General features: G+C 60.6%; 20 protein-coding genes and 2 tRNA genes. 16 read left to right on the top strand and 6 right to left on the bottom strand.

The window, feature by feature from the left end:
- Positions 1-278: 278 nt before the first annotated feature.
- The 6 genes from QP363_RS10595 (at position 279) to QP363_RS10570 (ending at position 5,143) form a co-directional block, all read left to right on the top strand.
- Positions 279-1,853: a DASS family sodium-coupled anion symporter gene (locus QP363_RS10595; RefSeq protein ID WP_070444291.1), complete on the top strand. Its 1,575-nt coding sequence runs from the start codon at positions 279-281 to the stop codon at positions 1,851-1,853.
- A 226-nt stretch (positions 1,854-2,079) separates the two neighbouring features.
- Positions 2,080-2,155, top strand: a tRNA-Arg gene (locus QP363_RS10590).
- A gap of 169 nt (positions 2,156-2,324) precedes the next feature.
- Entirely contained in the window at positions 2,325-2,804 is a 480-nt protein-coding gene (locus QP363_RS10585; protein WP_070645455.1) for a hypothetical protein, read from the top strand.
- Positions 2,805-2,919: 115 nt separating this feature from the next.
- Positions 2,920-3,825 (top strand): DUF418 domain-containing protein, encoded by a 906-nt coding sequence (locus QP363_RS10580; RefSeq protein ID WP_144657660.1) that lies wholly within the window; start codon positions 2,920-2,922, stop codon positions 3,823-3,825.
- Positions 3,825-4,943, top strand: coding sequence for a trypsin-like serine protease (locus QP363_RS10575; protein WP_284764520.1), 1,119 nt, complete (start codon positions 3,825-3,827; stop codon positions 4,941-4,943). The genes QP363_RS10580 and QP363_RS10575 overlap by 1 nt, the downstream gene beginning before the upstream one ends.
- An 11-nt stretch (positions 4,944-4,954) precedes the next feature.
- A complete protein-coding gene (locus QP363_RS10570; protein ID WP_070444283.1) occupies positions 4,955-5,143 on the top strand; it encodes a hypothetical protein in 189 nt (62 codons plus the stop codon).
- A 441-nt stretch (positions 5,144-5,584) separates the two neighbouring features.
- On the opposite strand, the gene QP363_RS10565 is transcribed toward QP363_RS10570, so the two are convergent.
- Positions 5,585-6,613, bottom strand: a complete 1,029-nt coding sequence (locus QP363_RS10565; protein ID WP_284764517.1) for a prephenate dehydrogenase — start codon at positions 6,611-6,613, stop codon at positions 5,585-5,587.
- Positions 6,614-6,652: 39 nt separating this feature from the next.
- On the opposite strand from QP363_RS10565, the gene QP363_RS10560 reads away from it, so the two are divergent.
- From QP363_RS10560 to QP363_RS10545, 4 genes are all read left to right on the top strand, one after another.
- Complete coding sequence (locus QP363_RS10560; protein ID WP_070444279.1) at positions 6,653-7,156, top strand: tRNA adenosine deaminase-associated protein; 504 nt, start codon at positions 6,653-6,655, stop codon at positions 7,154-7,156.
- Between the two features lie 34 nt (positions 7,157-7,190).
- A complete protein-coding gene (locus QP363_RS10555) occupies positions 7,191-7,634 on the top strand; it encodes a nucleoside deaminase (RefSeq protein WP_284764523.1) in 444 nt (147 codons plus the stop codon).
- 92 nt (positions 7,635-7,726) lie between these two features.
- Positions 7,727-7,924 (top strand): CsbD family protein, encoded by a 198-nt coding sequence (locus QP363_RS10550; RefSeq protein WP_010188406.1) that lies wholly within the window; start codon positions 7,727-7,729, stop codon positions 7,922-7,924.
- Positions 7,925-8,016: 92 nt separating this feature from the next.
- A tRNA-Ser gene (locus QP363_RS10545) sits at positions 8,017-8,107 on the top strand.
- A gap of 48 nt (positions 8,108-8,155) precedes the next feature.
- Here the strand turns inward: QP363_RS10545 and QP363_RS10540 are convergent.
- Positions 8,156-8,323 (bottom strand): hypothetical protein, encoded by a 168-nt coding sequence (locus QP363_RS10540; protein ID WP_010188407.1) that lies wholly within the window; start codon positions 8,321-8,323, stop codon positions 8,156-8,158.
- Between the two features lie 181 nt (positions 8,324-8,504).
- Here QP363_RS10540 and QP363_RS10535 point away from each other — a divergent pair, with 181 nt between their 5' ends.
- Both QP363_RS10535 and tgt read left to right on the top strand, forming a co-directional pair.
- Positions 8,505-10,937 carry an MMPL family transporter gene (locus QP363_RS10535; RefSeq protein ID WP_284764515.1) on the top strand — a complete coding sequence of 811 codons (2,433 nt, stop codon included), beginning with the start codon at positions 8,505-8,507 and terminating at the stop codon, positions 10,935-10,937.
- Positions 10,938-10,943: 6 nt separating this feature from the next.
- Positions 10,944-12,227: a tRNA guanosine(34) transglycosylase Tgt gene (gene tgt, locus QP363_RS10530; protein ID WP_010188410.1), complete on the top strand. Its 1,284-nt coding sequence runs from the start codon at positions 10,944-10,946 to the stop codon at positions 12,225-12,227.
- Here the strand turns inward: tgt and QP363_RS10525 are convergent.
- The 4 genes from QP363_RS10525 to QP363_RS10510 all read right to left on the bottom strand — a co-directional run bounded on the left by QP363_RS10525 (position 12,215) and on the right by QP363_RS10510 (position 14,304).
- Complete coding sequence (locus QP363_RS10525; RefSeq protein WP_284764514.1) at positions 12,215-12,955, bottom strand: sortase; 741 nt, start codon at positions 12,953-12,955, stop codon at positions 12,215-12,217. The two genes, tgt and QP363_RS10525, sit on opposite strands and share 13 nt — an antisense overlap.
- Positions 12,948-13,232 carry a type II toxin-antitoxin system RelE/ParE family toxin gene (locus QP363_RS10520; protein ID WP_070444271.1) on the bottom strand — a complete coding sequence of 95 codons (285 nt, stop codon included), beginning with the start codon at positions 13,230-13,232 and terminating at the stop codon, positions 12,948-12,950. The genes QP363_RS10525 and QP363_RS10520 overlap by 8 nt, the downstream gene beginning before the upstream one ends.
- Positions 13,233-13,234: 2 nt before the next feature.
- Positions 13,235-13,444 (bottom strand): type II toxin-antitoxin system RelB family antitoxin, encoded by a 210-nt coding sequence (relB, locus tag QP363_RS10515; RefSeq protein ID WP_070444269.1) that lies wholly within the window; start codon positions 13,442-13,444, stop codon positions 13,235-13,237.
- Between the two features lie 125 nt (positions 13,445-13,569).
- Complete coding sequence (locus QP363_RS10510; RefSeq protein ID WP_070444267.1) at positions 13,570-14,304, bottom strand: queuosine precursor transporter; 735 nt, start codon at positions 14,302-14,304, stop codon at positions 13,570-13,572.
- 418 nt (positions 14,305-14,722) lie between these two features.
- Here QP363_RS10510 and QP363_RS10505 point away from each other — a divergent pair, with 418 nt between their 5' ends.
- From QP363_RS10505 to QP363_RS10490, 4 genes are all read left to right on the top strand, one after another.
- Complete coding sequence (locus QP363_RS10505) at positions 14,723-15,406, top strand: hypothetical protein (RefSeq protein WP_012714759.1); 684 nt, start codon at positions 14,723-14,725, stop codon at positions 15,404-15,406.
- A complete protein-coding gene (locus QP363_RS10500; RefSeq protein ID WP_284764512.1) occupies positions 15,406-18,261 on the top strand; it encodes a vWA domain-containing protein in 2,856 nt (951 codons plus the stop codon). Before QP363_RS10505 ends, QP363_RS10500 begins: the two co-directional genes overlap by 1 nt.
- Positions 18,262-18,331: 70 nt before the next feature.
- Positions 18,332-21,997 (top strand): tubulin-like doman-containing protein, encoded by a 3,666-nt coding sequence (locus QP363_RS10495; RefSeq protein ID WP_284764510.1) that lies wholly within the window; start codon positions 18,332-18,334, stop codon positions 21,995-21,997.
- A complete protein-coding gene (locus tag QP363_RS10490) occupies positions 21,997-24,834 on the top strand; it encodes a hypothetical protein (RefSeq protein ID WP_284764509.1) in 2,838 nt (945 codons plus the stop codon). Before QP363_RS10495 ends, QP363_RS10490 begins: the two co-directional genes overlap by 1 nt.
- Positions 24,835-24,838 lie beyond the last annotated feature (4 nt).

Raw genomic sequence — 24,838 nt, 5'->3', positions numbered from 1 at the left:
GGCGACGCCCCACCTGCAGGTTGCGGGATCGAGGTCTGGGGATCTGGGGGAGGGGAATTGGCTGCAGACTGCCCACACATTGGTGAGCATTCTTTGCAGCTAATCTGCAAAAGATTTTGCTAACAGGGGTGAATCTGTGGCCTTAGTGGGGGTAATGGGGCGAAAGTGTTTGTTGGCTGTCTGTGGTCTCGATAGCCTGAACGTGTAGGCCCATTCAGTGATTTCAGTAACTCTCTCAACTGAATGGGGGCTGGTTAACCAGGAAAAGGAGGGGGCAGATGACTACCCCGCAAACTCACGTCTCAACCGCACACACGGAGGGTGAAGACGACCGCGGCGTCGATACACGCGAATGGCGGCGCATGGCCATTGGCCTTATCGTCGGACTCGTCCTCGCCGCACTTGTGTGGTTTCTCTTCCCTAGTAACGCCGTCGACACGGTGTTGCAATCACCCGGCGCCAAGGATGATGTTGAATACACCCAGAGTGCGCTGCGTGCCGTGGCGGCCGTGACCATTCTCATGGGCGTGTGGTGGATGACGGAGGCCATCCCGCTGGCCGCTACCGCGCTCTTGCCCTTGGTCATCTTCCCGCTGGCGGGCGTAGGGGCCATCAAGGAAGTCGGCGCGCCGTATGCGTCCGCGACCATCTTCCTGTTCATGGGTGGCTTCCTCATCGCACTGTCCCTGCAGCGTTGGAACCTTCACCGCCGCCTCGCGCTGTATGTGGTGAAGTTGATCGGTACCTCGCCGAAGCGCCTGATTTTGGGCTTCATGCTCGCTACTGGCTTCTTGTCCATGTGGGTGTCTAACACCGCAACCGCTGTGGTCATGCTGCCGATTGGTACCTCGGTGCTGGCGCTGACCGCGGAGACCGTCGGCGGCTGGGATAAGCAGAAGAAGTTCGCCACCGCTCTCATGCTGGGTATCGCATACTCTGCATCTATCGGTTCGCTGGGAACCCTTATTGGTACTCCGCCGAATGCCTTCCTCAATGCTTACATGGCGGACACCTGGGACGTGACCCTGGGCTTTGGTCGCTGGATGGCCGTTGGTGTGCCGCTGGCTGCAATCTTCTTGATCATCGCATGGCTTTTGCTCATCACCGTCTTCAAGCCGGAGATGACCGAAATTCCGGGCGGTCGCGAGCTTATCGACGATGAAATTAAGGCCCTCGGCCCCTGGACCCGTCCCCAGATCATGACAGGCATTATCTTCTTGTTCGCTGCGGCGGCGTGGGTGACCCTGCCGCTCGTGCTCAAGGAATTCGAGAACTACGATGACGCCATCGTGGGCATCGCGGCCGGCATCTTGCTGTTCATCCTGCCTGCGGATAACCAGCGCCGCATTCGCCTTCTAGACTGGGAGACCGCCAACGAGATGCCGTGGGACGTGCTCCTTCTCTTCGGCGGTGGCCTGTCGCTGTCGGCCATGTTCAACAAGTCCGGTCTGTCCCTGTGGATTGGTGAGATGGCCAAGGGACTCAGTGTCCTACCAACTGTTCTCATCGTTGCCGCAGTGGCCGCTCTCGTGCTCTTCCTGACGGAGATCACCTCCAACACTGCGACCGCCGCGACCTTCATCCCGATCATGGGCGGTGTTGCCGTGGGTGTTGGCCTGACTGCGGAGGGTGACATCAACGTTCTGCTGCTCACCATCCCGGTGGCGCTGGCTGCAACCTGTGCGTTCATGCTCCCGGTTGCTACTCCGCCGAACGCCATCGCGTACGGCTCCGGCTACGTCAAGATTGGTGAGATGATCAAGGGTGGTCTGGGCCTCAACATCCTGGGCATCTTCCTCATCACCCTGACCGTCTATCTGTTGGCTGTGCCCATCTTCGGCCTGGCGGTCTAGTTTCTGGTAGTTCTGTCCCTGGCGCCGAAGCGATGACTCGGTGCCGGGGACAGAGTGCGTTTTAAGCTCAAGGCTCCTACCGGTTAGGTGAACAGTGGGTAAAGTGGAAGCTCGAAACTCAAGGTGAAAAAATGGTCGTGAACTGCTGATTTGTTAGTTTTTCAGACCGTAGGTATAGTTATTCCTCGTTGCACGGCAGAGCACACGTACTGCTTACCAACGGACTGCGCCCGTAGCTCAACGGATAGAGCATCTGACTACGGATCAGAAGGTTGGGGGTTCGAATCCCTCCGGGCGCACCACCTAAACCCCCAGGTCAAACGGTATAAACGCCGGATAGCCTGGGGGTTTATTTGCGTTTTAGTCGCCTAAAAGTAGGCCCGAGTAATCCCAGGTAAACCGAAGTGGGTGCAAACGCGGTGCAAACAGATTGCAAACACCGGTCCTTCACCTGGGGCTATACTTTGGCCCATGATTCAAGCGATTCTCTCCGCTATCCTGCTTTTCATTTCCTCCCTCTTCTCTTTTGTTGGCTCCTCGGAACTGCCGGGGAGCTCGGACATAGCGGAAGCTGGATCCTCACAGCGCAACATTATTACTAGCACGCCCGCAGGCTTGGTCACCGCCAATGCGCAGCAGTTGGAGTTTGTGGTGAATGCCGAGTGGAAGTCCGCACAGCAGCCGGATTCCTTCTACGTGGACTTTTGGGACCAGTACTTGGAGTTCTCCTGCGATAACGCCGGTTTCCATTTTGAGAGTAACGAGGCTAGTGAGATAGATATCACGTGGGATTTGATGTCAGACAACATCTGCTTTGGCTCGCAATCGGACGGGGCTCTCATTGACTTTCTTCAAAGACCAGTAACGGTGATGGTGGACCCCGATGCCTCCGCAACCCCTGAGCGCATTTACCTCGTGCGCGATGAGAAATCCATCGCCCTTAGCCGCTGAGACGCATATCACGCAGAGCTGAGTGAAATGCAGAGCTGAAAACAAACACAAATAAGAAGACCGGCCAGAGCCACTGGTCGGTCTTAAACGTTTTCAACTGCAAGGAGATGAATAGGTGTCAGCGCGCGCCCGAATAGTGGGCCTCGATATTGCTCGTTCCTTGGCCATCATCGGGATGATTATTCTGCACATGGCCAACCTGGTGTGGAGCACCAAAGTGGTGCTCTCTGGGCTGCCGGCGGCGGGGTTCGCCATCATTGCAGGTACCACGATGATGATTCTTGCTCGCGACTACTCGCTGCGGGTCTTCCTCAAGCTGGTTGCCCGCGGTATGATAGTCATGCTCATCGGTGTGGCCTTGCTACCTGTGGGTGGTGAGATTCAGGTCGTTCTCGTGGTGATGGGCGCGGCAATGGCTCTTACCGCTTGGGTCCCACCGCTGGCTACCGTGTGGAAGGTTCTGCTCTTCGCGCTGGCCACCGCGGGCGCCACGGTGCTCTACGCGCCGTACACCCTCCCGCAGGTCTACCCCCTCGTGGCTTTCCTGGCGTACATGGTGGCAGGCATGCTGCTTTACGACGTCTACCTCACCCGCCCCACCCGCACCCAAGCTATTACGACCGCGGTGGCTGCCGTTGTCACCGGTATTGGCCTGTGGCAGCGCTTCAACCCGGATATCCCCGGCTGGCTGCGCTTTACCGGGCATACGGGTGTGCTCGGTGAAATCCTTCTCTCCGTGGCAGTCACCGCGGTGGTGCTGCACCTGTGTTTGATCATCGGCCGTCAGCTACCGCGCTTGGCTTTCCCCTTCGCAGCATTGGGCTCGATGTCGTTGACCATCTATATCCTGCACATTCTCACCGCTCGTTATTGGCAGGCGAACGTTTCGCTGCACAACACCACGGCGGCACTGGGCTTTGTGCTCGCGTTCCTTCTGTTGAGCGCGCTGTGGAAGAAGTTCTGTGGAAAGGGTCCGGCCGAGAGGGTCGTGGCTTGGGCAATCAAGGAGGTGGCCGCGTGATGACGGCACGAAAGATAACTGCTGTTCTGGCCAGCTCTGTGGTCGTGGGGCTGGGCGCTGCACCGGCCATGGCCTTGGAATTTGCACAGCCCGCTCCCCAGTCGGAGGAAAGCGCTGCCGTGGCTGCGCTGCGCATGGGCAAGATCGGAAGCTTCGGTGATTGCACCGGCACGCTGGTGGCTGAGCAGTGGGTGCTGACCGCCCGCCACTGCTTGGAGTCCGTCAACAACGAGGGCTCGCAGGCACGTTTTGGCCAGGGCAAGGACACCCGTGTCTATGACGTGGACTCCTGGGCTGTTTCGCCGACTATCGACGCCGGCCTCATGCACCTGACCGAGCCCGTCAAGGGCGTTAAGCCCGCCAAGCTCGCGGACGCTGTTCCTACCGCTGGTGAGAAAGGCCACTTCTACGGCTGGAGCAGCAGCTCCCGCATGGCCCGCAAAGGCCAGCTGCCGATGGCTGAGATGGAAGTAGGCGAACTCCTGTCGGGTGGCACCCCACCGGCAAGCCCAGACGAGTCTGGCGAGAAGATGACGCCGGTGGCGCCGGGCGATTCCGGGGCCATGGCTCCTGGCGACATGGCTGTGCCTGCCCCCGGCGGAATGGTCGCTCCCGCCCCCGACGCATCCGACGCGCCCCAGGTGATGGAAGGCGGCGACATGCCAGAGATCGCCGTTGGACCCGACGGCGCGGAAAGTATCCCGGCCGGTGAACTCGGGGGAGTAGGCCCGATGATTGCCGCTGCCATCATGGACGTGAAGTCCCTTAATGGTGAGGGCATGCAAGGCGGCGACTCAGGTGGTCCGTTCTTTGTCAACGGTCGCCTCGTCGGCGTGGCCACGGCTGGAACGTCGAACGCGGATCCGGATCTGCCTTCCCCGACCGCGGCGATTACGTCGGTGGTCGAGGTCCGCGATTGGATCGAGGACGTCACCAGCGGCCGCGATACCGACGGCGTCCTCAACGCCGATAACTCCCCGGCACCACCGACAACGATGCAGGTCAGCGCCCCGGTTGCATGGCCAGCGGGCGTTGCTTCGGTAGTAGGACTTATCGCCATAGCCATCATCTCGCGCCTGCTCAACCGCAAGTCTGTCGCCGCGCGGAGTACCAACTAGGCTGAATCTCCATGAAGGAGAAACTCGTTCCGTGTCTGATTGCCGGTGCCATCCTCGGCGTGGTCTTGTGGTTGGCCTCCGGCATGCTGTGGTTGTTGCCGGTGGGCCTAGCGGCAGGCCTGGCCGGCTATCCGCTGCTCGGCATCACCCGCGATGAGTCCCAAGCTCGCAAACGTCGCGACGACACCTTCCGCGACTAAGCGTCCCACGCCGCCACCGCACTTCGCCGCCCGACGCCCCATGCCACCTCACTACGCCGCTTCACAGCCCGCCGCCACCGCGCACACTCCTCCACGGTCGGTCGCTAGATGGCACCCCACAAAAGGCATCCGCTAGAAGGCATCTTTGGGGCTGAAAACGCCATCTGCACGCCCCAAAAGGCGTTTTCAGGCGAGAAAACGCCTTTTGACAGACGCCATCTGCAAGATGCCTTTTGCTATCTGCCCCATGCCCAGCAGCACGCAAAAGGCTTCACTCAGAAGTCTCCAGTCAAAAGGTTCCCTTGGGGGCAAGTAAACCATCTTTAACCCGGTAGAAGGTTCGTTTGGGGGCAAACAAACCTTGTGACGAGAACCATGTGTGGGAGCCCGTTGAAAACCGCCTGCCTAGGGTAAAGGTCAGGCCTAGAAGGCCACCGCCGGTTAGAAAATCTCGATGCGCCCGCCCAAAGACTCCGTCTGGCGCAACTGCGCCACCCAGTTCGGCGCACCCGGATGCAGCCGCAAGACCGGGCGGGAAGAGATCTTTACCGGGGAGACCGATTCCTTCCGAGCACCGGATCGGGCTTCGATGCGGGTACGGGCGCGGAAGCCAGCGTCGGCAAGCGCGGCGATGGAAGGCTGCTCCGAGGCCAGCGATTCGCGCGCATCGTGCAGCAACTCAAGGGCCTCGTCGAGGGCCTGGACCAGCGCCGTCGAGTTGGTCTCGCACATCTGGCGCACCAGGTCCGGGCGTGTTCCTGCCACGCGGGTTCCGTCCTTGAAGGAGCCAGCCGCCAGGGACTGCGCCAGAATACCGCCATTATCGCCAACCACCGCGAGGGTCTCCGCCAGCACGTGTGGCAGGTGTGAAATGCGGGCGACCGCGGCATCGTGATTTGCCACGCGTACCGGAACCGCTTCCGCGTGAACCATCTGGGTCATGCGGACAACGTCGGCAAAGATGTTCTCCCACTCGGCGGGGATGCGCTCGCCGCGTGCGTCGCACTCGGCGGCGTAGTCGTAGGTGATAACCCAAGCAGCGCGGTTGAATAGCCCGGTGTGGGAGTTCTCCCAACCGGACTTGGAGGTGCCGGCCATGGGGTGGCCGCCCACGTAGCGTGACTCCATGTTGCGCTCCACGATGAGCTGGCGAACCTCGGCCTTGACCGAGACGACATCCGTCAGCCCGCAGCTCGGGGCGTGTTCCTGAATGACGTCGAGGACCGAGGCAACCGCATCCATGGGCACCGCGATGACGATGAGCGCATTGTCCTCCTCGGCGCGGCGCAGGATAGCCGGCAGATCATCGGTGACGTCATAGCCCTGCTTAATGGCCGTTCGCGCACCAGAAGTCGAGTGGTTATAGCCGTACACGGAATGGCGTGCAGCAGCTAGGTCTCGCAGGAGGGAACCTCCAATGAGACCGAGGCCGATAATGCAGACGGGGCGTTGAACATCTTGAGAACTCACGGTGACAATTGTCGCACAATCCGACTAATCTGACGAGGTATGAGCCACGACGATCTGTCCTTTGCTATCACCGTCACCAGCGCCGAAGGCGCGTGGGTGATTCGCCCCTTCAAGGATGACTTTACCGACGTCAACACCTCCATCAAGGCGGTGCGCAACCTGCGTTCGGAGGGAGCGGCATTTGCGCTGTTGTGCGTGGAGGATGATTATTTCGTCGTTGTGCGCCCGGTGCCGGGGGATGTGCGCATGCTGCTTTCCGACGCCACCTATGCCTCCGAAGACGACTTCGCGGCGGACTTCCTGGACCTGCGCGATATCGATATCCCGGATTTGGACGAAGACGAGTGGGAGGACGCCGATCCTTATGGCGACGGCGACTTCGACATCTTCGCGGACCTCGGCCTCGATGAGGACCAGGTGGGCTATATCATCGACAACGATGAGGACTGGCCTTCCGATATGCTCCTGCGCATCGCCGGCGAGCTGGGCTTTGGTGATGAGCTGGAGGATTTCATCGACGGCCTCGACTCGGATGACTCTTAAACCAGCGAAAGGGCTGGTGCGTGCGGAGGCCCGTATGCGCCGCACCCTGGAGGTTGCGCGCACCACGCCGGTAGGGGATATCCCGGTGGGGGCCGTGCTTTACGACGCCTCCGGTAAAGAACTCGCCACCGGCGTTAACCGCCGCGAACAGCTGAATGACCCCACCGCGCACGCAGAGGTGGAAGCCATCCGTCAGGCGGTACGCGTGCATGGCGACGGCTGGCGGCTGGAAGGCTGCGAGCTGGTTGTCACCTTGGAACCCTGCGCGATGTGCGCGGGCGCGATTCAGGCTTCCCGGGTGTCCTCGGTGGTCTTTGGTGCCTTTGAGCCGAAGACGGGGGCGTGTGGTTCGCTGGTGGAAGTATTGCGCGCCCCCGGCGCACTGCATGTTCCCGAGGTACGCGGTGGAGTGCTGGAGGAAGAGTGCGCGAAGCTGCTCACAGGCTTCTTCGGGGGTCTGCGCGGAAGCAGCGAGTAGCCCTGAGTTGGGACGTGGTCTCGGATCCACCTTCCGATTCGCGTGTAGGCTGGGTGGTCCACGTGAGAGACGTAGAGAGTAAGGAGAAAACCATGGGTGATTTCGAGAACAAGAAGGACGAGTTTGTTGGCAAGGCTAAGGAAGCCGCTGGCAACGTAAGCGACAACGAGAAGCTGGAGAACGAGGGCAAGGCCGACCAGGTCACCTCTGAAGCCAAGCAGAAGGCTTCCGACGCCGTTGAGGGCGTCAAGGATAAGGCCAACGAGGTCATCGGAAACCTCAAGGACTAATTCCTAGCCTTAAAGAGCTGAATCGCTGTCCGCGCCGCCTGGCGTGGGCAGCGATTTTGTCGCTCGGGGTTACTCGACGTAATCTGGAACGCGGTGGCGTGTCCGAGCGGCCGAAGGTGATCGCCTCGAAAGCGATTGTTGGGTAACCCCCAACCGCGGGTTCAAATCCCGCCGCCACCGCCACATCCGGCACTCCAGTTCTTAGCTCTGGGGTGCCGGTCTTTTTATGTTTTAGAAGCCAGCTCGCCCTCTATCAACATCTCTTTGGAAATCCAGCGCGGCTTGGCGTGCCTCGGGGTCGTGGTCTTCAGTGCGCTTGTGAATCCGCCGGCTCATCATGCCTGCTGGGATGGCAATGAGGAGGATGGCCGCGACGGCGACAATGACGAAAGTAGACATGGTGGTGCTCCTAGAGTATTTCAGTAATTCCGCATTGTAGCGCTGGCCACACTCTGGAGGGGTCGTTGAACTCTTACGAGACCGTTAGGGCTTCACAGCCCAACTGGTTAAACTGGTGCACATTCGTGTCCACCGCCAAAGCTTCCGCGAGCAATAATCGCGCATGTGAAGGGGAATTTCCGTGGCAAAGCTGCTCTACCACCTAGGCCGCTGGTCTTACATCAATCGATGGAAGGTCATCATCGCCTGGATCTTCATCGTGGCGGCCGCGGGCGGAGCGACCTTGAGCTTGATGAAGCCGATGACCACGGAGTACTCCATCAGCGGCACGCCAGCAATTGATGCCACCCGCCGCGCGGTGGAGCTCTTCCCGGAGAACGGTAACCCGGCCAATGCGCCGACGGTCAACCTCGTCTTCAAGGCCCCGGAAGGGCAGAAGCTCAGTGACCCGCAGAATGAAGCGGCAGTCGGGGACGTGGTGCGCCACATCGCAGAGGGCCTAGATATACCGGAGGATAGCCAACAGCGTTGGGGCAATCCGCTTGAGGTATCGCCAGCACTGCAGCAGCAGGTCATCGAGCAGTTCACCTCCATGGGCTTGCCGGAGGAGACCGCACGGGCGGATGCCGACAACCTGGCCATGGTCAATGCCGATGAGACCATTGCTTATACCACCTTCGATTTTGACGCGGAGAGCCCCTATTCGGTGGACCCCGCGGATAAAGACGTGGTCCATGAGGCCATGGATATCGGCCGTGCGGCGGGTTTGGAGGTAGAGGCCGGCGGCGCGGGCTTCGGTGATGAAATCCAGGTCAACTCGATTTCTGAGGTCATCGGCCTGGCCGTGGCGTTTATCGTCCTCATCATTACCTTCGGTTCCTTGGCTTCCGCGGGTATGCCGCTTATCTCCGCGGTCGTGGGTGTGGGCCTGGGCGCGATGGGCGTCATGATCGCTACCCACTGGATTGAGCTCAACAACCTCACCCCGGTGCTGGCCGTCATGATTGGCCTGGCCGTGGGCATCGATTATGCGCTGTTCATCATGTCGCGTTACCGGCAGGAGCGCTCCCGCATGGACGGGCCGGATGCCGCCGGCATGGCCGTTGGTACGGCGGGTTCCTCGGTGGTCTTTGCCGGTGCGACGGTCTTCATCGCGCTCTTCGCCCTACTGGTGGCACGCATTAGTTTCTTGACGGCGATGGGCCTGGCGGCTGCGGGCACGGTCTTCATGGCCGTGCTTGTGGCGCTGACCTTGGTGCCCGCGATGCTGGGCCTGCTCGGTGATAAGGCCTTCGCCGGGCGCATCCCCGGCGTGGCCGGCAACCCCACGAAGCGCCGACCGCGCCGCACGAAACCAACGATGGGCAACCGTTGGGTGCGCACGGTGCAGCGTGTCCCCGGTGTCGTCATGGCCTTGGTGGTGCTCGGCCTCGGTGCTTTGACCGCTCCGGTTCTGCACATGGAGCTGGCGCTTCCGGCGGATACCACGTCTAATCCGGATACCACCCAGCGCAAGGCGGCGGACCTGCTGTCCGAGGGCTTCGGCCCCGGCATCAACGGCCCCTTCTTAGTGATCGTGGATGGCGCTAACGCCAACCCGGATTCCGCGGCTTTGCAGCCCTATATCCAGGGCCAGGAGGGCGAAGAGGATGAGCAGAAGAAGGCCGCTCTTTCTTCCTTTATGTATTCCGTGCAGCGCCTGAACCAGGTCGGCGGGGTCAAGCACGCCCAGTTGGTGGGCGTGAGCAAGGATATGAAGGCAGCGCAGATCATGGTCAGTCCCACTACCGCGCCGACGGATGAGGCCACGGTTGGCACCGCCTCCGCTTTGCGCACCGCCAGCGCGGAGCTGGAGGATGCCACCGGTGCCGAGATCGGCATGACAGGCCTGACTGCGGTGCAGCTCGATATCACCGAGCGCCTTGAAGGGGCCATGGGGCCATACCTCGCCATCGTGGTGGGCCTGGCTATCTTCCTGCTCTTGGCGGTATTCCGCTCCATCTTGGTCCCGCTGGTGGCGGGCTTAGGCTTCCTGCTCTCCGTCGGCGGCGCCTTTGGCCTGACCGTGCTTGTGTGGCAGGACGGCCTCACCGGACTGGTGCCCGCGCCGGGCCCGCTGATTTCCTTCATGCCCATCTTCCTCATTGGCGTGACCTTCGGCCTAGCCATGGACTATCAGGTCTTCCTGGTCACCCGCATGCGCGAGCACTTCTCCCGCTTCCCGCAGGGCAGCGGTGGGAAGTACAGCAAGTACAACGCCAACGATGAGGCCACCATCGCCGGCTTTACCGCCGGTGCCCGCGTGGTCACCGCCGCGGCCATCATCATGATTTCCGTCTTCGTGGCCTTTATCAGCCAGCCCCTGCCCTTCATCCAGATCTTCGGCTTCGCGCTGGCGGCGGGCGTGCTTTTCGACGCCTTCTTAGTCCGCATGTCGCTTGTCCCCGCCACCATGTTCCTCATGGGGCACACCACCTGGTGGATGCCGAAGTGGCTGGACAAGCTGATCCCGCAGCTGGATATCGAGGGCACGGCACTCGAGGAAGAATGGGAGCGCAAACACGCAGCAGCATCCCGTGAAGCAGAAGATAAAGCAGCGCAGCCCGTAGAATAGTTCCCTATGACTCACCCTAAGCCGCAGCTTGAGACCGACCTTTCCTTCGACGTGAAGAAGGAGCTGGATTTAAGCGGTCCAGCGCAACCGGGAAAGCACGGCCGCACCGGTGTTATCCATACCCCGCACGGTGATATCCAGACCCCGGCCTTCATCCCGGTGGCCACCAAGGCCACGGTGAAGACGCTGACCCCGGAGCAGATTCGCCTGACCGGAGCCCAGGCCATCCTGTCCAACGCCTACCACCTCTACCTGCAGCCGGGCCACGACATCGTGGACGAGGCCGGTGGCGTGGCTGCCTTCGAGAATTGGCATGGGCCGACGTATACCGACTCAGGCGGATTCCAGGTCATGTCCCTCGGCGTGGGTTTCAAAAAGGTCCTCGCCATGGACGTGGCGGACCTAACGGACTCCGATATCCGTGCGGCCAAGAAGGAGCGTATGGCGCAGGTCGATGAGGATGGCGTGGATTTTAAATCCATCATCGACGGCTCCACACACCGCTTCACCCCAGAGGTCTCCATGCAGATCCAGCATGGTCTGGGCGCGGACATCATGTTCGCCTTCGACGAGCTCACCACGCTCGTTGATACCCGCACTTACCAGGAGGAATCTGTCGAGCGCACGCGCCGCTGGGCGCAGCGCTGCCTGGATGAGCACGACCGCTTGACGCTTGCCCGCGGCCCGCAGAAGCCGCGCCAGTCCCTGTGGGGAGTGGTGCAGGGCGCGCAGTATGAGGACCTGCGCCGCCAAGCTGCCCGCGGACTGGTGGAGCTCTCCGATCGCGCCGAAGCGAATGGCCGGCGCGGCTTCGGAGGCTTCGGCATCGGTGGCGCTTTAGAGAAGGAGAACCTGGGAACGATTGTGGGCTGGGTATGCGATGAGTTGCCCGTCGATAAGCCCCGGCACCTGCTGGGTATCTCTGAACCGGATGACATCTTTACCGCCGTTGAGGCTGGTGCCGATACTTTCGACTGCGTGGCGCCGACCCGCCTGGCGCGCCGCGGTGGCGTCTACACCCTTGATGGCCGCATGAACCTCACCAATGCACGCTTCAAGCGTGACTTTGCTGGTGTGGATGAAGAATTTGGCGGCTACGTCTCGGAGAATTACTCCCGCGCCTACCTCCACCACCTGCTCAAAGCCAAGGAATTCTTGGCTGGCACGCTGTGCACTATCCACAACCTGGAGTTCATGATTCGCCTGGTGGATAACATCCGGGAGTCCATCGATGGCGGCTATTACGAGGCTTATCGCGATGAATTCCTGGGGCGCTATTACGCCAAGTGACCGGTGACGATGACGTTGTACTCCAAGTCTGATGTGCCGTCCACCGCACACGCAATGAGCACGATACGCCCGGGGACCTCGGTATTCATGAGGTCGGCGTCGCTGCCCAGCTGCTCCTTATCAACCAGGAAGGCGTTATCCACGATCCACTCGCGCCCGGCACCGCCCTCGGAGGTCATGCGGATGTGGGAGCCGTTGAGGATGGGCGTCGTAAAGCGCTGCACCTGCGCCCCGTCGAGGCCCTCCACGGCGGTGGGGTTGCTCAGATCAACGTTGGCGGTGACCACCTCGGAGAAGGGGTTAAATACCAGTTTTTGCTGGCCCCACGCATGGCCCAACACGTAGGTGGTACCCTGCTCCGCTGTGGCGGGGGGCTCGCCCCAGTCTTGCACCCAGCGCACCATGGTTTCTTGCGGTCCGGCGGGGTTGAGGGGCACGACGAAGGGCATTGAATCATAGGTCGCGCCCGTGATGGTGGCTGGGCCGTCCATCTCAAACGTGCCGGTCAGTGCGGGTGCCGGGCCCTCATTGAGCGGCGGCGGGGTAGGGGTGGTGCTGGGCGCTGCGCTTGACGACGCCTCACTGCTCACCGTCATCGACTCCGACGTGGCTGCGTTGCTCGTCGTTTCGGGCGACGACTCTTCTTCCGTACCCGAACACGCCACAAGACTTAGGGCTGTGGCCAGGCCAAGGATAGGGAGGAGTGAAGTTCGTCGATGCTTATGCATCGTAGATGTCCTTCCGGTGGCCAATAGCGAATACCTCAATCGTTACTTTCTGGTCGTGGATGTACGCCAGAATGCGGTAAGAACCGACCCGATAGCGCCATTCGCCTGAACGGTTTGAAGTCAATCCTTTTCCGAGAGCTCGAGGGTCTTCGCAGCCTTCGAGGTTCTTTTGGATCCACGTCACGATGATTCGCGCATCGAATCGGTCAAACTTCTTTAGCTGTTTGCGGGCTTTCGACGTGAATTCGACGTGATATGAAGTAATTCTCTCCGGCATCTTTAGAGATCCTCGAGGACCTCATTAAGGCTAAACCGTTCGCCAGAATCCTCTGCCATTGCTGCGCGCAGTTCCTGAAGGTCGTAGTAGTCTTCGACCCGTTCTAAAAGCGCTGCTCGGGCAAAATCAGATATTGTACGGCCTTCAAATGTGGCTAGATTTCGAACGAGTTCAGCGTCGTTATCATCCATGCGAATTGTCAAAGTAGCCATATTTTCTCCTTAACCATCGTGAATACATTGTATTCAATGGGGAGAGTAAAGGGAAGAGAGAAATAGTCCCCCTCAGCACAGTGTGTGCCAAGGGGGTGAAAATTCGGGACGGGTAGCTGTTGCTGTTACTGAGGCTGTGTTGCCGTAGAGGTTTCGGCCTCGTCGATAGGTGCGTAATCCTCGCGGCGCTTGACCCAGGAGATAACCAGCGTGGTTAGCGGAAGCATGATCACCTCGCAGGCGGTCTTCCACAGGAATCCCACGATGACGTAGTTCAGGAAGCCGCTGAAGGAATCGATACCGATGACGGGTGCGGCGATGGCGCAGAACAGCAGGGTATCGCCGAATTCGCCGACGACGGTGGAAGCGACAAGGCGGGCGATGAGACCCTTCTCGCCTGAGCGGGCCTTCATCTTGACCAAGGTGAAGGAGTTGAGCAGCTGGCCCACGACGTAGCCGACGAGGGAAGCCAGCAGGATTTGCGGGACGAGGCCCAGCGTGGCGGCGAAGGCTTCCTGACCTTCGTAGAAATCAGCCGCGGGCAGCCAAATTGCAATATAAAAGGAAACTGCGGCCAGAAGCGCCATGGCGAAACCGATATAAACGGCGCGGCGGGTGGACTTGAAGCCATAGCACTCAGAGAGAACATCGCCCACGATATAGGCGATGGGGAAGAGGAAGAAGGCGCCATCGGTGATGAGTGGGCCGAGCTGGACGCCCTTCGTGGCGTTGATGTTCGAGATGAGGAAGGTAACGACGAACACCGCGACCAGCCACGGGTACAAGGTGGAATGTACCGGGATGAATCGGATGCTCTCGCCACCGTTTGTGGTGGTTGCGGTTGCCGATTGAGTTGTCATGGAACAGCATTTTTCCACGAAACTGGGGGAAGCAGAAATGGGGAGTGCTCCCTCACCCGGCTGTTTCCTGAGAACCTGCAGCGGAACTGGCTGTTTCGGGGGTGCGCTCTCGGTGCTGTGCCCATAAAGATCTATGAACTGGGCAGAAATAATGCACGCAGTATGGCATTCTTTTGCTTGCAACGTTTTCGTATTCCCTGAACGTTTCCTGTCTATTGTGTGCATGGCGCGCGCTCGAAGAGATACGGGCGCGTTCGAATTTCGAGGCCAGAGAAAGACACGTCATGTCAGGGGGTGCGGCTACCTTGGTTTCTGGTCCTTAGAGCTTTCCGGCGGATCTTCTACCTTCTGCGTCGCTAGATGGGGAAGGTACCAGGTTCGCCGGTGGCCCAACTTCGTTTAAGGGAAGGTCATCGATATGACGTTTGGTTCCCCAGGCTCGTCGCCACAGTTTGGCGGGCGCCCGCCGCAAGGGGCTGATCAGCCAGGTGCAGGTTCCGGGTTCGGCGCGCCCGGTGGGGCTGGGGGTCCCGGTGGTTTTGGTGCCCCGAATCCAGCACAGAATCCTGCCCAGACCCCAGCGCAGAAGCCTTCCTCCGGTACTGATTTTGGTCGGGGCTCCGGTTTCGGCTCTGCCCCGGGAAGCCCTGCGGGGGCTAACCCTAGTTCAGGGGCAGGTGGCTCTTTTGGTGCGCCGGGCTCGTCTGATGGTTTTGGTGAGTCCTCGCCTGCACCGGATTATCGCCGTCAGGTGGCAGCACCGACGAGTCCGACGAAGGGGCCGTGGCCGCTGCTCATTGCTGCTGGCGTCTCCGCAGTTATCGCACTGATCCTCTTGGTCATTGCGCCGCTTATTGCTTCGCCGACGCAGACTCTGTTCTTTGTCCTGGCTATCGGTGGATGGCTGCTGGCCGGAATCGTGTCCTTTATCCTCTTGGGCCTGTACACGCTGAAGAACACGCAGCGCCAAGCCGAGACGTTTTATGTTGAGGACACCACGCAAACTTTGCTTTACCGCATCATCATGGGCGGAAGTTTTGTCCTTGTCATTGTCGCTGCGGTGGAAATCGCCTTCTACGTAGGAAAGGCGGTTGGCGCCTAATGAAGAAGTTCACACGAGTACTTGCTTTATCCGCTGCGATGGCCATCACTGGGTTCGGTGGCAGCCTGGGAGCGGTGGCGCAGGATGCTCCGCCGCCTCCGGAAGAGCGCCCTGAGGGAATCGGCTCCGAATCTGCGCTCTCAGAAGTCTCACAAAAGAACCTCTCCGATTTTGGCTCCTGTATTGCCAGCGAGAAGTCTGCGGACCTGCTCTTTGTTCTTGACCAATCAGCGTCCTTGGTGGGCTATGAGGGCTCGCAGCCGACGGATGCCGATGCCTTCCGCGTTGATGCCACGGCGGACATCGTGAAGCAGTTGGCCCACCTCGGGGAAGACAACGGCGCAGACATTAACGTGAAACTCGCTGGCTTCGGATCCGACTATTACAGCGATCCTGCCGAGTATGGCGGGTGGACCAATGTCTCCGGTAACGCTGATGCCCTGCAGGGCGAACTGGATAAGTTCCGCAAGGAGGATCGCGTTGCGGATCTAGAGACCAACTATGGCGCGGCCTACAAAGGCGCGTTGAAGGAACTCGCTTCCCACCAAGGCAGTAGCTGCCGCGGCATCGTGTTCTTTACCGATGGTAAGTACTACACCGACGCCGAGGCCAACGATCTTCAGGGCGCGCAGGACAAGCTGTGTGAGGTCAATTCCTCTGTCACCGCGTTCCGTAACTCCAATATCCGCCTCTTTAACGTGGGCCTCGTGCCAGCTGCGGAAGCCCAGGATCAAGTCCGCCAGCTCACCCGCATGGCGGAGGGTGAAGACTGTGGCCAGGGTGCCCCAAACGGTGCATTCTTTGACGCGGGTGAGGACCCAGCAGCGCTGTTCGCGGCCTTCCGTAACCTCATCCCTACCTCGGGTGGTGTAACCAAGGAAGGTAACTTCAAGGACCAGTTTGATTTCGTCCTTGATAACTCCGTGTCCCCTGTGCGTTTGTCCGCGGTGCCGAAGAATTCGGTGGGTGAAGGCGACCTCATACCGACCCTGACTGGTCCCGATGGCGAAACGGTGGAGCTCACACCCGATACCACGAGCGTCGCTGGCGCGAAGGTCTCCGTGACGGAGAACAACAAGCTGCCGGGCATGGTTGATATCGCTATGGAAAAGGATGGCGATTCCTGGGCCGGAGCATGGACTTTTGGTTACAAGGCGGCTGAGGGTACGGACGGCGAATACCTCGCTTCCGTCGTTATGGTGCCGGGCCTTAACCTGGACCTCAAGACCGAAGACGGGGCCAAGGTAGAAGGCGGCATTAACTCGGACCAGATCCTGAAGGGACAGTTGGTCGATGGCAAGGGCGAGCCACGTGCGCTGGAGGGTGAGGGAACCCTCTATGCGGAGTTCGTACCAGAGGACGGCGCCCCGGTCGCCCTTGTAGAGAATGCGCCGATCACCGATGGACAGCAGGTAGATATTCCACTGGACAAGGTGGAAAACGCGGCATCCGGTCAGTTGCGAACCCGCGTGGAGATCACCACCAAAGAAACGGGTGAGCGCCCGGGCTCGAAGCTGGACCCCATCAACGCGGAAACGCCGCTGACGGTTACCCCGGTCAATATGCCGACGGTGGGCTCGGCGCAGACAATTACCATGACGGAGAAAGAGATTACCGTCGACGTTCCCGTGACCGGCCCCGGCAAGGTGTGGGTGGCAGACCAGACCATGGATTCTGATGGCGGAATGCTTCCCGCGGGAGTTCCTTCCGTTGCAGTGAGTTCTCAGCACAACTCGGAAGATTCCGCACTCGAGCTCTCCAAGGATGAGAAGGCAACCATCCCGGTGACTCTCAGCGTGGAAGAGATGGCGGATGGACCACTGCGCGTGGAGCCGGTCATTAACCTGCAGTCTGCTGAGGATAACCAGCAGATGGAGCTGCCGCTGACGCTGCAGGGCTCCATGACCGCACCACTGAGCAAGTCTGCTTTCGGCCTCTCCTTTGTCTTGGCGGTACTGCTGGCACTGCTGATTCCGCTGGCCATTCTGTACTTCATGAAGTGGTTTAGCGGCCGCATTCCGGAAAAGCCCCGCATGTTTACGAAGACCATCCCGGTACGCCGTGATGGTGCGAACCTCGTGCGTACCGACACCGGCCGCCCGTTTGCGGTGTCCAAGGATGAGTTCCAGGGTGCCGTTCCGGTGGAAGCCTCTGCACGTTCTGCCCGCTTGGGCAGCAATGATGCCAAGGTAAAGATGGGACTGAGCCCCTTCACTGCCGCCCACGTGGAGGTCCAGCGCGATGGCACTATCTCCGGCAAGGGCAAGAAGTCCGGTTACCGGGCAGTGTTGCCGCTTGCGGTGCAGAACACGTGGTTCTTCATCGGTAACAAGAAGGACCGCGATTCTGGCGAGATTGTCATGACCATCGATACGTTGGCACAGGCCAGCGCATACGACGAGATGTCGAAGGAGATCAGCCGCCAGGCCCTGCAACTCTTTGACCAAGTCGAATTCCCAGCCGAAAAGGCTGAGAAGGCACAGACGCCGCCGCAGGCAGGCCAACCGGGGCAGCCGGTCCAGCAGAACCAGCCCGGCTCCCAGCCGCCGAGCGGTCCGCCGCCGCAACGTGGACCGCAGCAGGGCGCTCCCCACCCGGGTGGGCGCCAGCAGGCGCCGCAACCTGGCGGTTTCGGCCAGTCCCAGCCTTCCGGACCGTCACCTCAGAACCAGCCAGGTCGCGCTGAAGAGCCGGGACGCCCCGGCTTCGGCGGAGCACCACACTTTGGTGGTGGATCTGGTTTCGGCGGCGGCCCGAGCTTTGGCCAACCAGGCCAGCAGCGCCCAGACAATCCTGGTAACCCTGGTAATAACGGCGGCTGGCCCCCAGCCCCGGGATTTGGCTCCCAGGGTTAAGCCGGCAGAGCAGCACACAACAGACATAAACAGCACAGAAGCGAACCTCCCCTTCGAAAGGTAGTTAAAGATGAAGAAGTTCCTCGTCGTCGGTTGCGGTGGCTCCGGCGCCAAGACACTGGCGTTCATGATGGACCAGCTCAAGGCCGAGCTGCGAAGCATCGACTCGGACATGACCGAGTTGCCCAAGGCCTGGCAGTTCGTCAACATCGATGTGCCGCTCGAGGAGGAGGCAGGCCCGCAGAAGCTGCCGAATGTTACCCAGAATGGCGGCCACTACGTGGGCATTGGTGCTCGCCAGAACTACAACACCTTCGATGAGGGCGTGTCCAGCATCCTGGGCCGTGCCGGCAAGCTCGGTGAGATCGCAACGTGGGCCACCCGCAACCCCTCTACCAATGACGTGAAGCTGGCTGATGGCGCCGGCCAGTACCGCGCGATTGGCCGTATGCTGACCCTGCCGAATCTCAAGAAGATCCGCCAGTCGCTCAAGGAAGCGGTGGATGAGATGTTCACGCAGGAGGCAATCCAGGAGCTCAACCGCCTCAACTACAAGCAGACCAAGCTGGACACCGATACCGGTGATTCCCAGCCGGTTGTCCTCGTTGTCTCCTCCATGGCAGGTGGCGCGGGCGCCTCGATGTTCTTGGATGTGTGCCGTGTACTCACCACTATTCCGAACGTGAACCCGCAGGGCACCCTCATCTTCATGTACACCCCGGAAATCTTCGCCGATAACAAGGCGGATGACATGGCCGGCGCGTGGCCGAACTCGCTGGCTATGTTCGGTGAGGTTGTCGCCGCACAGATGGGTAATGCGTATGATCACGACCGCGCTATCTTTGAGGCCTTCGACATGGGAACCCCGCCGGAGGGGCAGACCTTCGGCCGTATTTTCCCCATTGGTTCCAAGATGGGCACCACCAGCGCTCGCTTCGGCGATGGTTCCGCCATGTCCATCTACCGCGGCTTGGGCCGCGCGTTGGCGGGGCTGATGGCTTCCACCAAGGCCAGCGATAACCTCGTGTCCTACGCGCTGACTAACACCCCGGCCGGTGATGGCGGCCGCCGTTTCTTCGGTTGGGATCGCCCGGACGGCACGCCGTGGGGGCGCCTGCCCTGGGGTTCGCTGGGTTATGCCCAGGTTTCGATGGGCCGTGACCGCTTTGCCGAATACTCTTCCCAGCGCCTTGCCCGCAGCGCCTTCGAGCGCCTCTTCAACGGCCACCTCGATCCGCAGAACCCCGAGGCCGGCGAGATGCAGATTGCGAAGAAGTTGGAGGAGCGCCTGCCTAGCGCCTTTAGCTCTATGACGCTTGATCCTTCCTGGGCACAGGGCGGACAGATCGATAGCGGTAGCGTCTGGAACTGGCTCAACAGTGTGTTCGGTGGCCAAGCCCAGCAAGCCGCGGACAGCGCCGCGAAGCACCTGCAGAACTTCATTCCGGTGGGCCAGGGCCGCAACGTCAACGAATGGCGCGAAGAGTTTGAGGGCAACATGGCCGATCCCCGCAATGAGCAGGCCATCGCATCGGTTCTGAACAATGCTGCGTATGACACTGTTTACCGCTACGCCAACTTCTTCAGCGATGGTGTCCTCGCCACCGTGGAGTCGGAGCTGGCTGCGGTGGGCGTGCCCTATGTGCGCGAGATGCTCTCCAAGATCACGGATGTGCTCACCAACTCTGACCGTCTCCTGCCGTGCCTGTCTGAGTACTCTGGCTACTACCAGAACACCCGCGTGTTGGCGAAGCCGGAAGGCGCGGATCCAATCCTCAGCCCGCTGACTGGCAAGGGCCAGATGACGGACCCGACTCCTACGGTTAATGCTCTGATGGGTCTGTACTTCAACCAGTTCTACAGCTACGCCCTTATGGCCATTGCGCACCTGCTCAAGGATGTCCTGCAGGACTATGCCGATGAGAACCTCTTCCACCTTAAGCGCGAGCTGGGGGATGCCCACGCGGTGTTGGAGAAGGCCGTGTCAAAGCGCCCGGAGACCAACAAGTTGGCCGACGTCCGCACAGACGAGGTCAACTCGTGGCCAACAGAGCTCGATGAGGTCGTGGAAACCCGCTTCAAGGGTGCCGAGAACGAGATCATGCTGACTGATGTCAACACCTTCATCTCAGACTACCGGGACCAGATGCTGCGTACCATCCAGGGCCAGCAGTCCACCTCGGATGTCACCAACTACGAGCAGGCTTATCCCTTTGCGGTGCGTGCGGTCATCCGCGGTGAATGGGAGTCGCTCGATGCGGCCCAGGCGCCGAATGACACCCTGGCCCCGCAGAAGCGTACCAACGATGCCTACTCCAACCGTGCTGGTTGGGTGTCCAAGTACCTCTCGCGCCATCCGCAAAGTGGTGAGTCCCGCGAATCGCAGCGCGCGCACTACCACGCTAAGATCCGCCCGACTGATCTGCTGGAGCGCTCGCGCCAGTGGATTAACCGCCGTGATTATGAGTTCCAGAAGTTCAACTCGGTGGATCTGCGCCGCTACCTCACTCTTACCCCGGACATCAACGAGGTCGAGCACGCTGAGCGCCAGCGCCGCTTCATCGAGGCTTTCCAGCTGGCCCTGAGCTATGCCCGCCCGTTGGCTGCTGTTAACGACGACATGGTTCAGCGCATCCACGGCAAGTCCGTGCAGTACACCTACTCCTTCTCCGATATCCCATTTGCGGAGCTTGGCTCCGCAGAAACTGGCATTGCCTCCCAGCTGGAGTCGGTGCTCAGCCGCCCGGAGATTGACGGGCCTTCCACGGTGGCTCTGCGCAACTCGCTAAACATGTCGGATCACGTTCAGCACATCGAGATCTTCGGTTCCTACCCCAACTACTCGCCGATCGTCTTCTCTTCGATGTTCAACTACATCGCCAAGGACATCGAGAAGCAGGACAATTTCGATGGTTCCTGGTGGTCGGAGCGCCGCACCCGTCCGCTGCCGGCAGCCCTGCCGCTGACGAAGACGGAGCGTCAGGCCATGGTGGCGGGCTGGATCATCGGACGCATTACCGGCCGCGTCTACATTTCCAACGCCGATGCAGCCAATGCGGCAGCCCACATTTTCGATGACACGGATGGTGGCGTGAACGGCTGGGTTGATTTCCCGGATCCGCTGCTTATCTCGCCGCGCCGCATGATCAAGAAGTCCGACTGGATGCCTTCGGTTCTGGAGTCCATCTTCATCGCCTACGCGAAGGTGCAGGAAACCGGGCGCTACGGATTCGCTTCCTCGCTCTACCCATACCAGCTGTTGCGCGGGCTTTTCGACGACGGCCTGGACTTCGCCCATTCCGGTGCATCCACGCACCCGGTGGTTCACCGCCTCGCGCAGTTCTTGGCATCCGGTGAAGCTCCGAACCGCGGAGTCATGGGTACCTCCATCCAGGACCGCTACGAATCCTTCGTGGAGGAGCTGGATAAGTTCACCCGCGGTGCGGACCACTTCGTGCCGGGCCACACCAATTCCTTGCCGGGACAGGGACGGAAGGAAAAGCCCTTTGCGGAGGTACGCTCTCGCGAGGTCGCATCGCATACGCCGTACTACCGTGACTTGGCGCTGGACGTCATCGAGGTAGTTCCGGTTATCCGCAATTACCTGAACCAGGCCAAGACTGTGGCGGAGAATCCCGTCGCCCAGCCTGCCCCGCAGGTGCGTAGCTCCGATTCCGGCTTTGGCCAGGACGTCGCACCGGAATTCAACCTCAACGACCTGGATGACACCTTCTAATGACGAACGTAATCTTTTTCGGACACGGCGCCACGGCGGATGATATCCGCTCGCGCCTTAGCGATTTGCGTGCGGTTGGCCTCCTGCAGGACTTCCTCTGGATTGACTATGCCCACCCCACCAACGGGGCCGTTGTGCGCTCCTTCACGGAGGAGGGCACGGCGCGCTTGTCGACGCTCGACGATGCCCTCCGCAGCTTCAGCGGGGACGTCCTCCTCGCCACCATTGACCCGATGGATGCTCAGCAACCGCAGGACGTCGCCAAGCTCACGGAGTGGGTCGGGGCCGTCGATCAGCGCCTGATTCAAGCCTCCAACCTGCGCGTGCGTTTGCTGCTCTCCGCCCTGCCGCGTGAGAGCGTGGACATCGCTCCGCTGCAGGGCTGGAGTAACCTCGTGCTCTCCCCGGAGGAGGGTGGAACCCCGGCCTCCTCGCGTATTCGCCCCATCAAGCGCACTGCCAACGGTTTCGAGCTTGCACAGTTTGCAGCCCCAGCCGTAGCCAGCATCTTCGGTTTGTGGCGCGGCATGCCCGAGCCGGCAGTGCTGGACCCGGATACGCATCGCGTCATCGAGACCGGTGACCGGCAGCGCTTCCGTTTGGTGCGTGCCTTCCACCGCACCATCGATGCCGGTGATATTGAGGACAAGGTCAGGAAGGCCGTCTTCGATCCCGGCCAGCGCCTACCGCAGCCGCAGGTCAATAACATTTCTCGCGCCGTGCACTACGCCAATCCGGAGCAGCTGACGGATCAGTGCGCCCAGATGTTCATCAACCAGGAGATTTCCCCGTTGGTGAGCGCTCCGACCGCTTATGAGGAGCTGCAGTCCCACAAAGTCAGCGGCTGGGCGGCGTTGAAGGATAACCTGCGTTTGTACTGGTCCACCGTGGTGGGCAAGCCGCAGGATTGGGTCGAGGGCCAGCGCGGTGCAATGAACAAGAACGCGGCTACCTTCCTGCAGAAGATGCTCTACGGTGCGGACTCCAGCGTGGAGGTCGTCTTGGCCGGGCACTCCGGTAAGGGCAGCGGTGCGACGAGCGTCGACGAGCTGCGCCAAGCCAGTGAGCACACCATGCGAGTTGCCCGCGAGCAGCAGTTCTCCTTGGGCCAGGAGCCGCAACTCTCGCGCACGTGGGAGGCCTATCACGATTATGCGCTGGGGCTTGTCGATGGATCCTGGCGCGACAGCATCGACACCAAGGGGCTGCGCAATAACCAGGGCAACATGTACATCGTGCAATACGGTGGCCAGTCCGTGCAGGATGTCAGCGCTTCTTTCGAGGGCTTCCATCCGCTCATGACCAGCACTCTGGGCTATACGCACGAGTCCCAAGCAACCGTCGCGCCTTTCGATCCGGTGGGTGCCGAGCGCTTCGCCGCCGATATTGAGTACACCAGCCAGCAGACCCGCAATGAAGCTGTCAGCCGCAAGAAGCACGAGTTTGCTTCGTGGCGAGCAAAGAACAGCACCACCTTCGCGTGGAAGGTGGGCCAGGGCCTGTGGGAGAAGCTGGGGCACGCCCAGCAGAAGTACCGCGACGCACACGCCAAGGCACGTGAACTGCAAGAGTTGGCCAACAGCTTCCAAGCGCGTGACTTCAACGCGGAGAACAAAGCGCTGACCCGAAAGCTGCGCACGATGTGGATTGTGTTCTTCGTAGTGCTTGCTCTGATGACCTACATGGTGGCCGGCCGCTACAACCCGGACTTGCCGTTGGGTGAGTACCTGCAGTGGTTCGACTGGCCGTGGTACGTCGTGGGCATCATCCTGGCTGTTCTTCTTTTCCTTGTGTGTTCTTGGGCGGTCTTTACCAAGGCTCAGCGTGAGATCTTTGACTACGTGCAGCGCCGCAAGCTGTTGAACCGCAACCAAGAGATCGCCGCGCAGAATCTGGCGACGGCCTCGGCCGAGATCTCGCGTATCTCTAATGCCTATAACCAGTTCCTGAGCTGGTCGGCATTGCTGGGCCGCGCTATCTACGCGCCCTTTGGGCGCAAGGAGACGTCGAGCGATCACCTGCGGACGCCGCAGTCGGGCCTTCCGGAGAACGCTCGCATTGCTCAGGCCGTGCTCAACCGCGATGATGCCGTGCGCATGACGGATGAAATCCGCTCCCACATTTTCCAGACGGAGTGGGCACACCGCTCGCTCAAGTCCCTCCTCGATGACATGAATGACACCTTTGAGCGCAACCGCACTGGCCACTCGGCCGTGGCGCTCAATGAGATGTGGGGCATGGCTGGCCTCGGCTCCAGCACTGCGTTAGATAACCTATCGCGCAGCCTTGACCACCCTTATATGCAGGACCGCGACCTCAAGCAACAGGAATGGCAGAAGGTCATTACGGATCCACGCATGGCCCGCAGCTTGCAGCAATACCTCAGTCGCGTGACCTTCCGCGAGGAAGGCGGCAGCCGCGTTCAGAGCACCGCCGAGTTCCTCGACGGCATGAACCAGGAAAAGGGTGCTCTTCAGGCCTTTAGCCCCAATGCGCTGACCAATGCGGGCGGCGCTGAAGGATATACCGAAATCGACGGCTCGCGCACCCGCATCGTGGAGGTGGACAGCCAGACCGCACTGACCAGTCAGCTCTCACGTTCTGTGACCGTGGTGCAGTACGGAAGGATCACTGATTTCAAGTACCTGATCCCGGATGCGGCGTCTGGTGCTCCGTCCTTTAAGGATTCCTCGGACTTCTCCTTGGATGATCTGGATGACATGGACCACATGGGCTTCAAGTCGCCGGGGCAGAGCAATAGCGAAAGCCCGACTGCGCAGCCGTCGTTTGGCCGGCCGGAAGCGCCGGACCTCTCAGACCTCGACGAAACTTTCTGACGAG

Origin of the sequence: Corynebacterium sp. UMB6689 (assembly GCF_030215295.1) — a bacterium.
In the GTDB taxonomy this organism is placed as follows: Bacteria; Actinomycetota; Actinomycetes; order Mycobacteriales; family Mycobacteriaceae; genus Corynebacterium; species Corynebacterium aurimucosum.
This window is presented reverse-complemented; position numbering and strand designations above follow the sequence as displayed.